At 69.0% G+C, this 14107-nt stretch carries 12 protein-coding genes; 3 read left to right on the forward strand and 9 right to left on the reverse strand.

All coding sequences use genetic code 11. From position 1 onward, the window contains the following. Positions 1–213 precede the first annotated feature (213 nt). Both ACMGFE_RS02685 and ACMGFE_RS02690 read left to right on the forward strand, forming a co-directional pair. Positions 214–531 (forward strand): UPF0175 family protein, encoded by a 318-nt coding sequence (locus ACMGFE_RS02685; protein ID WP_436923546.1) that lies wholly within the window; start codon positions 214–216, stop codon positions 529–531. Next, positions 528–1058, forward strand: coding sequence for a PIN domain-containing protein (locus ACMGFE_RS02690; protein WP_436923547.1), 531 nt, complete (start codon positions 528–530; stop codon positions 1056–1058). The genes ACMGFE_RS02685 and ACMGFE_RS02690 overlap by 4 nt, the downstream gene beginning before the upstream one ends. 33 nt (positions 1059–1091) lie before the next feature. On the opposite strand, the gene uvrA is transcribed toward ACMGFE_RS02690, so the two are convergent. Next, positions 1092–4091, reverse strand: coding sequence for an excinuclease ABC subunit UvrA (gene uvrA / locus ACMGFE_RS02695; RefSeq protein ID WP_436923548.1), 3000 nt, complete (start codon positions 4089–4091; stop codon positions 1092–1094). A gap of 106 nt (positions 4092–4197) precedes the next feature. Between uvrA and ACMGFE_RS02700 the strand changes: the two genes are divergently transcribed. Next, on the forward strand, positions 4198–4773 hold the full coding sequence (locus ACMGFE_RS02700) for an LURP-one-related/scramblase family protein (protein WP_436923549.1): 576 nt from the start codon (positions 4198–4200) through the stop codon (positions 4771–4773). A gap of 157 nt (positions 4774–4930) precedes the next feature. Here the strand turns inward: ACMGFE_RS02700 and ACMGFE_RS02705 are convergent, their stop codons facing one another. The 8 genes from ACMGFE_RS02705 to ACMGFE_RS02740 form a co-directional block, all read right to left on the reverse strand. Next, entirely contained in the window at positions 4931–5335 is a 405-nt protein-coding gene (locus ACMGFE_RS02705) for a hypothetical protein (protein WP_436923550.1), read from the reverse strand. A gap of 74 nt (positions 5336–5409) precedes the next feature. After that, positions 5410–6768 carry an MFS transporter gene (locus tag ACMGFE_RS02710; protein WP_436923551.1) on the reverse strand — a complete coding sequence of 453 codons (1359 nt, stop codon included), beginning with the start codon at positions 6766–6768 and terminating at the stop codon, positions 5410–5412. Between the two features lie 184 nt (positions 6769–6952). After that, positions 6953–8185 (reverse strand): PGF-CTERM sorting domain-containing protein, encoded by a 1233-nt coding sequence (locus ACMGFE_RS02715; protein WP_436923552.1) that lies wholly within the window; start codon positions 8183–8185, stop codon positions 6953–6955. A gap of 114 nt (positions 8186–8299) precedes the next feature. Further along, on the reverse strand, positions 8300–9241 hold the full coding sequence (locus ACMGFE_RS02720) for a sugar kinase (protein WP_436923553.1): 942 nt from the start codon (positions 9239–9241) through the stop codon (positions 8300–8302). A 124-nt stretch (positions 9242–9365) separates the two neighbouring features. Next, positions 9366–11594 (reverse strand): DNA mismatch repair endonuclease MutL, encoded by a 2229-nt coding sequence (gene mutL, locus ACMGFE_RS02725; protein ID WP_436923554.1) that lies wholly within the window; start codon positions 11592–11594, stop codon positions 9366–9368. A gap of 148 nt (positions 11595–11742) precedes the next feature. After that, complete coding sequence (locus ACMGFE_RS02730) at positions 11743–12285, reverse strand: hypothetical protein (RefSeq protein WP_436923555.1); 543 nt, start codon at positions 12283–12285, stop codon at positions 11743–11745. A gap of 5 nt (positions 12286–12290) precedes the next feature. After that, a complete protein-coding gene (locus tag ACMGFE_RS02735; RefSeq protein ID WP_436923556.1) occupies positions 12291–13154 on the reverse strand; it encodes an ABC transporter permease subunit in 864 nt (287 codons plus the stop codon). After that, positions 13151–14095, reverse strand: a complete 945-nt coding sequence (locus tag ACMGFE_RS02740; RefSeq protein ID WP_436923557.1) for an ABC transporter ATP-binding protein — start codon at positions 14093–14095, stop codon at positions 13151–13153. The genes ACMGFE_RS02735 and ACMGFE_RS02740 overlap by 4 nt, the downstream gene beginning before the upstream one ends. Positions 14096–14107: the final 12 nt, after the last annotated feature.

The following is a 14107-nucleotide window of genomic DNA, read 5'->3' on the forward strand; positions in this document are numbered from 1 at the left end:
AGCAGTGTCGTCTCTTTCGTATCGCGGGAGGCCACGATTCGATGGACGGGTTGGAAATGCCGACAGGTCGCGTCGTCCGGTGTGTTGCACGTATTGCGTTCGAAATTCGGTATCTTGTCGACTAGCGTATTCTTTAGCCGTGAGAGAAGATTTTGCCCGATTTCTTATCAGTGATCGCGAGGTCATTGGTGCCTGTGCAACGAGATTATTACGATGCAACGCGATGCAATACGCATGGAGAACGTCACGACACGCATGAGTGACGAGGAACTCGACCTCGTCGAGCGGCTGGCCGACGCCAGCGGGGAGAGCCGCAGCGAGGTCGTCCGGAAGGCCGTCCGTCGCGGCGCCCAGGAGGAGTTGATCAGACTCGCGCTCCAGCGCTATCGGGAGGGTGAGGTCGGGATGCGCGGCGCGGCGGATCTGGCAGGAGTAACGATCTCCGAGATGATGGCCGAGGCCAACGAACGCGGTGTGCTGTCGAACTACGACGAGGCCGATCTGGCCGACGACGTCGACGCGTTGCGATGAGCGAAACCGAGGACGAACGGCTCGTTCTCGTGGACGCGAGCGTGTTCATCACACTCGCCGCGGTTGATGCGGTAGAATTGCTGTCCGGACTGGCTGGCCGTCTCGTCATCCCAAAACGGGTCGTCGCCGAACTCGTGGACGACCGCTCGCAGGCGGCGCTATCGACCGCCCGCAAGGAGGGTTTCGTCGACGTCAAGCGGGCCGAGACGGAACTGGAGTCGGCGCGGACACATCTCGGGAGCAGTTCGGAGGACACCGGTGACGTCGGACTGCTCGCTCACGCCCTGACCGCCGATGGGCCGGTCGTCGCAGTGACCGACGACAAGCCGCTCCGGCAGACCTGCAAGGCGCTCTCGATACCCGTTTCCGGATCGATCGGTGTGCTGGTTCGCGCCGTCGAGCGCGATGCTATCGACGCTAGCGAGGCGAAGGAAACGCTCTACGCGATGGACGAAGTGGGCGCGCGGCTGAGTGCAAGTCTCGTTCGACGGGCGGAGCGGTTGATCGACGAAGTCGAAGGCGGCTGAGAAATCGGGCGCCGTCGAAGCGGTTAGCGAGTCTCAGTCGTCGTCCGCTCGTGGCGCCGTCTCTGCCTCGCCGTCGGCGTCGGCGGTGACGACGCGGTCGCCGCGTGGCCCTTCCAGGTCGACGTCGGGGAGCAGGTCACGCAGGTACTTCCCGGTGTAGGAGTCCTCGGTGCGTGCAACGTCCTCGGGGGTGCCCTCGGCGACGAGCTGGCCGCCGGCTTCGCCGCCCTCGGGGCCGAGGTCGACGATGTGGTCAGCGTTCTTCACGAGGTCGAGTTCGTGTTCGATGACGACCACGGTGTTGCCGTTGTCGGTGAGCCGGTGGAGCACGTCGATGAGCTTGCGCTCGTCGTGGGGGTGCAGGCCGGTGGTCGGCTCGTCGAGCAGGTACAGCGTCTCGCCGGAGTCTTTCTTGCCGAGTTCCTCGGCGAGCTTGACGCGCTGGGCCTCGCCGCCCGAGAGGGTGGTCGAGGGCTGGCCGAGCTGCATGTAGTCGAGGCCGACGTCCTTCAGGAGCTTCAGCCGGCGGCGGATCTGACTGTGACCTTCGAAGAAGTCGTAGGCCTCGTCGATGCTCATGTCGAGCACGTCGGCGATAGTGGCGTCCTTGTAGGTGACGTCGAGCGTCTCGCGGTTGTAGCGCGCGCCGCCGCACTCCTCGCAGGGAACCTGCACGTCCGAGAGGAAGTTCATCTCGATGGTCACCGTGCCCTGCCCGCCGCACTCCTCGCAGCGGCCGCCCTTGACGTTGAACGAGAAGCGGCCCTTCTCGTAGCCGCGCTGTTTGGCGAGGTTCGTCTCGGCGAACAGCTCGCGGATGTGGTCGAAGACGTTTGTGTACGTGGCGGGGTTCGAGCGCGGTGTGCGGCCGATGGGCGACTGGTCGATGAGGCGCACCGTCTCGATGTTGTCGAGCCCCGAGAGACCGTCGTGTTCGCCCGGGTTCACGTCGGAGTTGCCGTGCATCTCGCGGGCCAGCGCCTTGTAGAGGACGTCGTGCATCAGCGTGGACTTGCCCGAGCCGGAGACGCCGGTGATGGCGGTGAAGTTCCCGACCGGCAGGTCCACGTCGAGGTCCTTGAGGTTGTGCTGGCGGGCGCCCTCGATGGTGATCGTCCCGTCGGGGTCGCGCCGTTCGGCGGGGACGGGGATGGCGCGCTCGCCGCAGAGATAGTCGCCGGTGATGCTCTCGTCGTCGGCGACCACCTCGTCGAAGTCCCCGTTGACGACGATCTCGCCGCCGCGTTTGCCCGGCCCGGGGCCCATGTCGATGATGTTGTCCGCGCGGCGCATCGTCTCGGTGTCGTGCTCGACCACGAGCAGCGTGTTCCCGAGGTCGCGGAGCTCGGCGAGCGTGTTCAGCAGGCGGTCGTTGTCGCGCTGATGGAGCCCGATGGAGGGCTCGTCGAGGACGTACAGCACGCCGACGAGCCCGCTCCCAATCTGGGTGGCGAGACGGATGCGCTGGCTCTCGCCGCCCGAGAGCGTGGCCGCCTCCCGGTCCAGCGTCAGGTAGTCGAGACCGACCTCGACCATGAACCCGAGGCGGGCGCGGATCTCCTTGAGGATCTCCTGGGCGATCTTGGTGTCGCGGGCGTCGAGGTTCGCCTCCACGCCCTCGAAGTGTTCGAGCGCGTCGCCGATCGAGAGCTGGTTGACCTCGGTGATCGCGGTGCCGTCGACGAGCACCGCGCGGGACTCGGCTTTCAGGCGGGTGCCCCCACAGTCGGGGCAGGTGGTCGTCGCCATGTACTCCTCGATGTGCTCGCGGGCGCGGTCGGAGTCGGTCTCGACGTGGCGGCGTTCGAGGTTGGGGATGACGCCCTCGAAGCGCTCGGTCTTCTCGCGGGTGCCGTTCCTGGTCCGCCACTCGAAGTGGACGCGACTGTCCGTGCCGTAGAGGAACTGGCGCTGGATCGACTCGTCGAGGTCCTCGAAGGGCGTGTTCAGCGAGACGCCGAAGTGGTCGGCGACGTTGTCGAGCTGGCGCGAATAGTAGGTGCGGTCGTAGCTCCAGGGTTCGAAGACGTGTTTCAGCGCCTTCGAGCGGTCCTGGATCACCAGGTCCTCGCTGACCTCCTTGGTCTCGCCGAGCCCCTCGCAGGTCGGGCAGGCGCCGTAGGGGCTGTTGAACGAGAACGAGCGCGTCTCGATCTCGCTGATGTCGACGTTGCAGTGCGTGCAGGCCAGGTCTTCGGAGAACTCGACGACGAGGCGGTCGTCGGAGCTCTCGTCGCCGTCCTCGTCTCCGGCGCCGAGGTCGCCCACGGATCGGGTGGTCGCGCCGCCGAGTTCGACGTCCTCGGGCGGGTCCGGGACGACGACCTTGAGGACGCCCTCGCCCTCTTCGAGAGCAGTCTCGACGGAGTCGGTGATCCGAGAGCGGGCCTCGGGACCGGTCGTGATGCGGTCGACGACCACGTCGATGGTGTGGTCGTAGTTCTCGTCGAGGTCGGGCCGGTCGAGCGAGAGGTCGTGTTGCTCGCCGTCGACCTCGACGCGGGCGTACCCATCGGCGACGAGTTCGTCGAACAGATCCTCGAAGGCGCCCTTCTGGTCGCGGACGACCGGCGCGAGGATCTTCGCGCGGGTCCCCTCCGGGAGTTCGAGGATGCGGTCGACCATGTGCTGGGCGGACTGCTCGCCGACTTCGCGGCCGCACTCGGGGCAGTGAGGCGTGCCGACGCGAGCGTAGAGCAGTCGCAGGTAGTCGTGGAGTTCGGTGACCGTCCCCACGGTCGAACGGGGGTTGTTCGCGGCGTTCTTCTGGTCGATGGAGATCGCCGGCGAGAGCCCCTCGACGTTCTCGACTTTCGGCTTGTCCATCTGTCCGAGGAAGTTGCGCGCGTAGGCCGACAGCGACTCGATGTAGCGGCGCTGGCCCTCGGCGTAGACGGTGTCGAACGCCAGCGAGGACTTCCCCGACCCCGACAGACCGGTCACGACCGTCAACTCCTCGCGCGGGATCGTTACGTCGACGTCCTTGAGGTTGTGTTCCTCTGCCCCTCGGACCTCGATGACGTCTTTACTCATCTATCCCACGTCAAGAACTGGGGGTGTGAAACGCTGTCGGTTCGCCGGTTTCCTCCCGACCGATTGTCGAAATTTATATAAAAGGGGCGGGACAGTTCGGGACGCCATGGCCGGAACGTACGACATCGCGGGACTCGAACTCACGGACGACAACTACACCGTCGAGCAGTCGCTGATCCGGAACAAGTACAAGGCGCTCGACGGCGCCGGGAACGTCGTCCTCCGCGGCAAACAGAAGATGTTCAAGCTCAAAGAGGAGTTCCCGTTCGTCGACGGCGACGGCAACGACGTCTTCTCGGTCAAGGCCGGGAGCATGTTCGACGTGGCCGGCAACTACGTCCTGAGCGACTCCCAGACCGGCGAGGACCTGGTCGTCCTCGACAACGACTTCTCGATCTTCCAGGACACCTGGACCGTGAGAGACGTCGACACCGGCGAAGCGCTCGCCACACTCGACTCCCGCGGGGCCCTGTACACCCTCGCCCGGCACTACCTCCCGTTCGGGAGCCTCATCCCCCACAAGTACGAGATTTCCGACCCGAACGGCGGCCACGTCGGTACCATCCAGGCGCACTTCTCGATCCGCGACCGCTACGACGTCACCATCGACGACGCCACCAACGTCCCCAAGGAACCCATCGTCGCCGCGGCGATGGTCATCGACGCGATCCAGAACCACTGAACCGGCCGCTTTGTCCGCTTTGCCCACGCTCGCTCCGCTCCCTGCGGCCACCAACTCGAATCGACTCCGGGCGTGGTCCGGGCGGTCAGCACCTGTCCACCCGGTCACCCCTCTCGCGCCGTCAGCGCCCGGCGGGCGCGCTCTTCGATAGAACGTCTCACTCGTCGGCCTGTCGTTTCCACTCGTGTTCCTGCCGGCGCTCTGCGACGTGGCGGCGGCCGTCGGCGAGTTCGACTCGCGCCTGTTCCTCGAAGGCCCCGAGTTCGGCCATGATGTCGCCTTCGAAGGACTCCAGCACGTCGTACGACCACCGATCCTCGTCGACGACGCCGCGCGGGAGGTGGTGGTCGCGGACCTCGTCTGCCAGGTCGTCGTGGCCGCTCTCCCGGAGGAGCGTCTCCGCCGTGTCGAGGTGCTCCATGGCGTGGCCGGTGTTGTGGTGGAACTCGACGAGTTTGCCGTGCGCGCGGCGGAGCCACTCGACCCCCAGTTCGACCTCGTGGAGCGCCTCGACTTCGCGGTCTGTCAGGTCGCTCCCCGGTCTCTCTCCGTCGGATTCCATGTCAACACGTAGCATCGCCGAAGAGATAGGGCTGTCGCCGGCGTTCAACGGGACGGGGCCGCGACCGACGATACTCAGGCGTACGCCGCGAACTCCTCGCCGAACGCGAGGAAGTACACCACGCCGACGACGCCGACGACGGTCGCGACGGTGAAGGCGAGTTCCGGGCCCGCCGCCAGCGTCCCGAGGGCGTCGACCGGCAGGTCGAGCGCCCAGTCGCTGTCGTAGAGGTAGCCGCCGAGGGCGGCGCTGGGGATGACGATGGTGTTCCGGAGCAGGTAGTACGCGCCCGCGACGCGGCCGCTGGCGTCGCGCTCGGCCGGTCCCACGATCAGCGCCTTGTGCGAGGGGAGCCCCGCGAAGCGCAGCCCCGAGAACGCGAACAGCGCGGTAACGACTAGCGGGTCGGCCGGTGCGAAGATGAGGAGCGCCGGGAACACCGCGTACACGGAGAACCCGAGCGCGACGACGGGTTTCAGTCCCACTCGCTCGGCGGCGATGGCGGCGGGGGCCATCGAGACGAGCGCGACGACCATCTCGACGCCGAGCAGGACGCCGAAGAAGACGGCCGGGTTGAGGTAGTATCCGAACAGCGTCACGTCCAGTTCGTAGATGCGGGTGATGACGAGGATGAAGAAGCCGTAGACCATCCCGTTCGCGAAGCGCACGAGCGTGTCGGCGACGAGCAGCGGCCGGAGCGTCTCGGGCAGGTCCGCCAGGTCGCTCCGGATCTGGGCGACGCCTTCGAACTCCTTGCCGAACGAGTCGGCGTCGGATTCGTAGCGGACGTGCTGGATCGCGGTGGCGACGACGCCGAAACCGACGGCGATCGCCAGGACGTACAGGAAACCGGGGAGGATGTCTTCCTCGCCGCTCCCGCCGAAGACAAAGAGCAGGCCGGCGGCCAGGACCGGGCCGATCAGGAACGCCGTCCGGCGGAACGTCTCGGTGCTGGCGAACCCGCGGGCGAGGCGTTCGTCGGAGACGCTCTGTTTGACGATCGCGAAGGTCGCACCCAGCCCGAAGGACTTCCAGGCCTGTGCGAGGACGAGGCCGACGAAGATCCACAGCCACGGTTCGAGGACGACGGCCCCGAGGTCGATCGGACCGACGAGGGGGGCGACCAGCCAGACGAGGAACCCGAGCGTCGACAGCAGGCCGAACAGGGTGAGCGCGTACCGCGAGCCGACGCGGTCGGAGAAGACGCCGCCGGCGTAGGGGTAGACCGCGCTGATGATGTTGCCGAACGAGCCGTACAGTCCGACGATGAAGGGCGTCGCGCCGAGGACGACGAGGTACTCCGAGAGGTAGCGGCCGGTCATCTGGAAGCCGAGGCTGAAGGCGAACATCGCCAGCGAGAGCACGAGCACGTCCCGCTCCAGCGAGAAGAACTGCCTGACCGTCGACCGGACGCTCGGCGTCTCGGTAGCCATGGGGACGCATCGCTCCCACCGGTCGTAAACGTCCGTTCCCCGGCGACGATTACCGCTTCGAGCGCCGCTGCGGGGGCATCTCGTGGTGTCGGGACGAATCGGCGAGGACAAGGCGGAGCGGGCCTGGGCGGTGCGGATCGGGGGGGACCGGAGCGGATCGGGGCGGGCCGCGGTGGGGAGCCGGTTATGCCCGGCGTCGTGCAGCGATCGCGCCGAGCAAGAGGGCGACGAGCGCACCGGCGGCACCGAAGCCGGGGCCGCCCGCGCTGTCGGTCCCGGTCGAGGAGTCGGTCGCGGTCGCCGTCGACGTCGCGGTCGCCGTCGGCGTGTCGTCGCCGCCGGGCTGGACGCCCTCGATCGTCACGCTGTCCTCACGGTCTTCGGACTCCGCGGAGATGGTGACGTTCCCGGCGGTCTCGACGGGGACGCGAACGACTCCCTCCTCGTCGGTCTCGCCGGCCTGCGAGTCGCCGGCGCTGACCGACGCGCCGGAGACGGGGTTGCCGTACTCGTCGGTGACGGTCACCCGGACCGGCTCGCCCACGACCACGCGGTCGCTGTCGGCGCTGACGCGGATCGTGGGGGTGCGCTGGATCGTCGCGTTGAGCGTCGTCTGGGACTCGCGGACGGACAGCCGCTCGGTCACGCTCTCGTAGCCGGGCTTGGTGACCGTCACGTCGTAGGCGTCGTTGACGGGGACGCTGACGGTGACGCTCCCCGATCCCTGCGTCGTGACGTCGGCGACGTTCGGGACGGTGACGTTCGCGTCGGTCACCGGCTGCGGCGGGTCGAAGTGGTCGTCGTCGACGCTGAACGTGACGAGCACGGAACCGCGTTCGATGCGCATCTGCTCGCGGACCTCCCCGTCGACGGTGAGCGTCGTCCGGTTTCGGAGGTACCCCTCCTTGAACGTGATGAGGGTGTAGTTCCCCTGTTCGATCTCGCCGGTGGTGAACGTGCCGTCCGCCGCGGTCCTGGCGTTGACGACGGGGCGACCGTCGTGGAACATGCGGACGATGGCGTTGTCGACAGCCGCGCTCCCGTCGTCGACGGCGATCGTCGCCTGGCCTTCCCGTGCGACCTCGATAGTGACGTCGCTGGCGCTCGCGTCCTCGACGACGTAGGGCTCGTTGCGGACGTAGTGGGGGTGGTCGACCCGGATCGTGACGTCGGCGCCCTCCGCGACGTCGATGAACGCCTTCCCGTTGCCGGCGGTGGTCCGGTTGACCGGTCCGCCCCCGTCCCAGGTGGCCGAGAGTTGCGCGTCGCCCAGCGGGTTGCCGCCCTGATCCACGACCGTGACCGTCAGCGTGACCGTATCCGTCGTTGTCGTCGCGCCGACACCCCCGACGAACGACGCGCTGACGACGAACAGCGAGAACAGAACCGGTGTAACTCGCGTGTGTGCCCGTGCCATGACTGGTACCTTATTGGGCGGCCCCATATCTTTGTCGACTGTCCCCCTCCGAAACCACGTCTTGTTGACAGAAATGGCCACCTTCCACGAGGCCGCTCGGCCGTTGATTCGCCGTCAGCGGCCGCTCTGGAGGTCCTCGACCAGGGCGTCGACTTCCGCGCGAGTCGCGGTCGTCATCGCGCCGGGGATGGTCCGCGCCAGGGTCGCGCCGGCCACGCCGTAGGCCAGCGCCTCGTCGGCCTTGGCGCCCGCGAGGACGCGCTCGAGGAACGCGCCGATGAACGCCTCGTGCTGACCGGTCGGATCGACCGCGTCGACCTCGATGCCGTCCTGCTCGTTTATCACGCTGCCCTGGCAGGCCAGCGCACCGCGCTCGCTGCGGGTGATGACGACCGTGTCGAACTCCCGGGTCGACGCGATGGCGTGGGCGAGTTCCCGCGGCGACCCCGTTCGGTCGAACACCCGTCGCGCCTGCTCCTCGTTCGCGAACAGCACGTCTACCGCGTCGAAGACGCCCTCCAGGGTCTCGCGGGCTTCCTCGACCGACCAGAGGCCGGGCTGGAAGTCCAGGTCCATCGCGACGAGCCCGCTCCCTGCGGCGCGCAGGACCGCCTCGGCCGTCTCGACGATGTCGCCCGAGAGCGACAGCGTGCTCCCAGCGACGAACGTCGCGTCGGCCCGCTGGACGCGGTCCATCGGCAGCTCGCCGGGCGTGACCGACGCCGCGGCGGCGTGATAGCGGTCCTGCAGCAGGCGCTTCTCGCGCGGTTCGGGTCCCCGTTCGGCGAACTGGAGGCCCTGTCGCCCCTCGTCGGCCCACGCGACCTCAGTGTCGACGCCGTGTTCGTGGAGCGACCGCTCGACCCGCCGACCCAGCGGGGAGTCAGGCAGCTTCGAGAGCCACGTCGCGTCGGCGCCCATCGCGCTCGCCGCCACCGCGACGTTGCTCTCCGTCCCCGACACCCGCATCCGAACCTCGCCGGCCGTCTCGAGGCGCTCGTCCCCGACCGGCGACACCCGTAACGACGTTTCTCCGAACGTAACCAGCTCCGTCATACCCCGTTCATGGATAGCATGCGGTATAATTCATAGGGGGACGGCCCCGCCGCCCGTCTCGCCGGTAGAATCTGCTTTCCCGCGGCGAACGCCGGTGATTTACGGGCCGTCTCACCGCGGAGCGTCAGTCTCGGCGACCGCCGTGACCGGGGTAGTCCCGCTCGAAGCGGGCCTCGATCTCGTCGGCGTCGAACTCGACGACGACGGGGCGGCCGTGCGGGCAGGCCCACGGGTTCTCGCAGTCGTCGAGCCGGGCGAGCAGGTCACGCACGGACCCCTCGGTGAGCGACGTGTTGCCCGTGATCGACGGGTAACAGGCCAGATCCGCGAGGAGCTCGTCCGCGGCCGCCTCGACGGTCTCGGCGGCGCTGCCCTCGCCCTCGACGAACGCGGCCAGCGCGTCCCGCAGGAGGTCGGGATCGGCGGCGTCGGCGACCAGCGACGGGACGGTCCGCAACTCGACGGTCCGGTCGCCGACGCGTTCAGCCCGGAAACCCAGCGTCGCCAGCGCCTCACCGTAGGTCTCGAACAGCTCGGCCTCGCGGGCGGTCAGGGACAGCTCCACCGGCGTCGCGAGCGCCTGCGTCGTCGTCTCGCCGGTGAACTCGCCGCGGAGGCGCTCGTAGTTGATCCGCTCGTCGGCGGCGTGCTGGTCGACCAGCACGAGTCCCTCGTCGGTCTCTGCGAGGACGTACGTCTCGTGAAGCTGGCCGAGGACGCGCATCGACGGCAGCGCGTCGAAGTCGGTCGGCCCGACCTCGGGTTCCCCGTCGCCGAGACGCGACTGGTCGTGTCCGCCCGCGAACTTGCGAGCGCGGTCGTGCGGGTCGGTCTGGCTCGCCGTCTCCGGGCTGGCGTCGGCTGGTGTCCCCGGGCTGTCGTCGCTCGGTGTCCCCGGCGACACCGCGCCGTCGGCCGAATCGGGCTCGTCACCCGCTCCTGAGTCGCCGGTCGAGCCTGATTCCCTCGAAGGAACGCCCCTCGACCGGGAGGACGGCGACGACCGCGGCGACGGAGCCGAGGGGTCCGACGAGAACGTCGGCCCTCGCGTCGTCGCGGGTGAATCTGTCGCGTCGTCTGTATCGGTCGCGTCGTCGGTATCGGCCGTGTCCTCGGCGGCAGTCGGCGTGGGAGAATCCGTGGCGCCGGTCGGCTCGTCGGTGGCCGGCCCACGGGAGCCGGCGTCGACACCCGACCCGCCGTCGGGACCTCCGTCGTCGTCGTCCCCCACCGTCCCGGTCCGTTCAGGGTGGATCTCGGTCTGCTCGGGGGCCGACTTCCCGCGCGGGGCGCCGCTGCGGAGGAACCCCTCGTCGAGGAGTGCCGACTCGACGGCGGTCCGGATCTGCTCGCGGACGCCCTCCTCGTCGGCGAAGCGGACTTCCAGCTTCCGCGGGTGGACGTTCACGTCCACGTCGCCGGCCTCGATGTCCAGGAAGAGGACGGCGAAGGGGTACCGGTCGGGGGCGAGCTGGTGGCCGTAGGCCGTGACGACGGCGTCCCGGACGGCGCCGGCGGTGACGTACCGGCCGTTGACGTACGTCGAGAGGTACTCGCGGGTGCTCCGGGTCGTCTCCGGGTGACTGACTAGCCCCGAGACGCCGTCGAGCGGGCCATCGGGCAGTTCAGACTCGTTCGCATCGACTGCGACCATCGACTGGGCGACCTCGCGGCCGTAGACGGACATGACGGCCGCGCGGCGGTCGCCCTGGCCGGTCGTGGCGAAGGTCTCGCGGCCGTCGTGGGTCAGCGAGACGGCGATGTCGGGGTTCGCCAGCGCGTAGCTCGTCACGACGGTGTTGACGTGTGCGAACTCCGTGCCGTCCTGTTTGAGGTACTTCCGGCGGGCGGGCACGTTGAAAAAGAGGTCCTCGACCTCGATGGCGGTCCCCTCCGGGCAGCCCGCGGGCTCGACGCTCGTCACCTCGCCGCCCTCGATCCGGAGTTCCGTGCCGCGGTCGGCGTCGACGTCCGCGCGGTCGCTCCGGGGACGAGTCGTGATCGTCAGGCGAGAGACGGCGCCGATGGCGTGGAGCGCCTCGCCGCGGAAGCCCAGCGTGGCCACGCCGGACTCGAGGTCGTCGATGTCGCGTATCTTCGAGGTGGTGTGCTCCTCGACGGCGCGACGGACCTCGGCTTCGGTCATCCCGATGCCGTCGTCGGCGACACGGATCCCGTCCTTGCCGCCGCGCTCGACGGCCACCTCGACGCGGGAGGCGCCGGCGTCGAGGCTGTTCTCGACGAATTCCTTCACGACCGACGACGGGCGCTCGACCACTTCGCCGGCGGCGATGCGCTCGACGGTCGCCTCGTCGAGGCGGCGGATCGTTCCGGTCGGGGCGTCGTCGCTCATCTACCCGCTGGTGGGCCGCGGACGCCCTTGAGTACTCCGGCCGCGGGTCGAGTCCGACGGGTCGAGTCCGACGGGTCGAGTCCGACGGGTCGAGTCCGACGGGTCGACCGCGGGTTCGAGGCGCGGACGCGATTCGCGGAGGGGCGTCTCACAGCGTGGCCGCGCGGTAGCCGCCGACGCCGATGCAGGCCACGCCGGCGAGTACGAGCGCCAGCTGTGGGGCTCGCGCCGTCGACGTGAGCGGCGGTCCGGCGGTCTTCGTCAGCATCGCGTCGTAGGTCGCGTCGGGCAGGTCCTCGTCCGCCGCGGGCAGGTCGCTGCCGTTCGGACGCTCGACGACGACGTGCATCGGGTACCGGGCTGCGGGCTCGGACACGTTCGCGCGTTCGATCACCTCCACTCTCGTGGGGTAGTCGAAGTCGTCGGCGCCGTCGTCCGCGGGGACGCGGTACGCGCCGTCGTTCTCCAGCGTGGCGACGTACAGATCCTGTGCGCGTTCGGAGAGGTTCTCGTACGCGACGACCCGGTACCCCTCGTTCCGGAGCCCGGTCTCGTTGCCCTCGACGAAGTCCGGCTGTTCGACCGACGTGTCGTGCCAGCGGACGTCGCCGACGGGGACGACGGCCGCCGCGGCGAGCAGGACGACCCCGAGCGCGACGAGCGCCAGGTTTCGGCGTGTTCGTTCCTGCATCGTGATCACCCCAGGTCGGCGCGACCGAAGCGCCAGTAGCCGACCGCGAGCGGGACGAGGCCCCACGCGAGGATCGCGGCCAGGCCGAAGGCGTTGTGAGCCAGCGTGTTGTACTGAGCCGACCACCGCGACGCCGTGAGGACGTGGCTGGTCCAGTCAGTCGCGGCCAGCGTCGCCTGGACCGGGTTCAGCCGGCCGACGTACAGGTACCACTCCGGCGCGTCGGGGCTGGCGCTCGTGAGAGTGCTGAGTCCGGACGGGTCGAACCCCGGGCCCTCGACGATCATCCCGACGGCCCTGACCACCGTCGCTCGCCAGAGGTCGAGCGGGCCGAGCACGAGGTAGAGGCCGAACAGGAGCGCCACCGCCCTGACCTTGGTCGCGACGGCCGCGGAGACGCCCACGGACAGCCCGGCCCACGCGAACGTGAACGCCGCCAGCAGGCCCGCGTCGACCAGGTACTCCACGCCGTCGAGGGTCCCGTACGCCTGGATCAACACGCCGCCGAGGACGAGGTACGTCCCGAGCGACACGGCGAGCAGGACGAGGGTGCGGCTCACCGCCTTGCCGAGGAGGACGGTGCCGCGGTCCGTCGGGAAGCTCAGCAGGACGCGGAGGCTCCCGGACTCACGCTCGCCGGCGACCGACGCGTACGCGGCGACGATAGCGACCGGGCCGCCGAACAGGACGAACGGGATCAGGAGCTGTTCCTGCGTCGAGTCGACCAGCACGTCCCACGAGTCCGTGGCCCGGTCGTACGTCTGGGGGACCGATACCGCGAGCATCACCAGCGCGGCGCCCCACAGCAGCTTCGACCGCGCGAGGTCCGTCAGGTCCTTCCGCGCGACCGTCAGCGCCCGCGCGGTCACGCTTCGCTCACCCCCGTCGGCGCGTCGGCGTCGGGATCCGCCCCGGCGTTCGTGTACTCGGTGAAGAGGTCTTCGAGCGACGCTTCCTCGACGTCGATGTCGCGGACCGTCGCGCCCGCGGCACCGACCCGCTCGATGACCTCCGCCTTCACACCTGGGTCCGTACACGAGACGCGGAGCGCATCGTCGCGGACGGAGACGCCCGTCACGCCGTCGATCGCCTCGACGCCGCTCGTGTCGGGCACCGTATCGACCGTGACGACGAGCGTCGAGCCCGTGCCCAGCCGTCCGCGGAGCCCCTCGACCGTGTCGACGGCCACGAGGTCGCCGTCGTTCATGATCCCGACGCGGTCGCAGACCGCCTCGACCTGTTCCATGACGTGGCTGGAGAAGAAGACTGTCGCGCCGCGGTCGCGCTCCTCGCGGACGATCTCCCGCATCTCGCGGGCGCCGTTGGGGTCCAGGCCGCTGGAGGGCTCGTCGAGGATCAAGAGGTCGGGCTCGCCGACGAGCGCCATCCCGAGCGCGAGGCGCTGGGTCATCCCCTTCGAGAAGCCGCCGACCGCGCGGTCGGCCTCGTCCGCGATCCCGACCCGGTCGAGGATCGCTTCCGGATCGGTGTCGACCCCTTCCATTTTGGCGGCGAAGCGGAGGTGTTTGCGCGCGGAGAGCCGGTCGTAGAGGGCGTACCCTTCGGGGAGGACGCCCAGGCGTGCGCGGACCACCTCCGGCCGCGCCTGCGGGTCGACGCCCAGCACCGAGACGTCGCCGCTCGTCGGCCGGACGTAGTCCAGCAGGACGTTGATCGTCGTCGATTTGCCCGCGCCGTTCGGACCGAGGAAGCCGAATATCTCGCCCTCCTCGACGGTGAGCGAGAGCCCGTCGACGGCGCGGACGTCGCCGTACTCCTTCGTCAGGGCGGTGGTTTCGATCGCTGCCATTCCGTCTTGACT

This window comes from Halosimplex amylolyticum, from assembly GCF_051414035.1.
In the GTDB taxonomy this organism is placed as follows: Archaea; Halobacteriota; Halobacteria; order Halobacteriales; family Haloarculaceae; genus Halosimplex; species Halosimplex amylolyticum.

What these genes read in the sequence shown, in the direction of transcription:
- ACMGFE_RS02705 (WP_436923550.1), bottom strand. Translation starts at nt 5,335, where the DNA reads ATGGAATCCGACGGAGAGAGACCGGGGAGCGACCTGACAGACCGCGAA.
- ACMGFE_RS02700 (WP_436923549.1), top strand. Translation starts at nt 4,198, where the DNA reads ATGGCCGGAACGTACGACATCGCGGGACTCGAACTCACGGACGACAAC.
- ACMGFE_RS02690 (WP_436923547.1), top strand. Translation starts at nt 528, where the DNA reads ATGAGCGAAACCGAGGACGAACGGCTCGTTCTCGTGGACGCGAGCGTG.
- mutL (WP_436923554.1), bottom strand. Translation starts at nt 11,594, where the DNA reads ATGAGCGACGACGCCCCGACCGGAACGATCCGCCGCCTCGACGAGGCG.
- ACMGFE_RS02715 (WP_436923552.1), bottom strand. Translation starts at nt 8,185, where the DNA reads ATGGCACGGGCACACACGCGAGTTACACCGGTTCTGTTCTCGCTGTTC.
- uvrA (WP_436923548.1), bottom strand. Translation starts at nt 4,091, where the DNA reads ATGAGTAAAGACGTCATCGAGGTCCGAGGGGCAGAGGAACACAACCTC.
- ACMGFE_RS02720 (WP_436923553.1), bottom strand. Translation starts at nt 9,241, where the DNA reads ATGACGGAGCTGGTTACGTTCGGAGAAACGTCGTTACGGGTGTCGCCG.
- ACMGFE_RS02730 (WP_436923555.1), bottom strand. Translation starts at nt 12,285, where the DNA reads ATGCAGGAACGAACACGCCGAAACCTGGCGCTCGTCGCGCTCGGGGTC.
- ACMGFE_RS02710 (WP_436923551.1), bottom strand. Translation starts at nt 6,768, where the DNA reads ATGGCTACCGAGACGCCGAGCGTCCGGTCGACGGTCAGGCAGTTCTTC.
- ACMGFE_RS02685 (WP_436923546.1), top strand. Translation starts at nt 214, where the DNA reads ATGCAACGCGATGCAATACGCATGGAGAACGTCACGACACGCATGAGT.
- ACMGFE_RS02740 (WP_436923557.1), bottom strand. Translation starts at nt 14,095, where the DNA reads ATGGCAGCGATCGAAACCACCGCCCTGACGAAGGAGTACGGCGACGTC.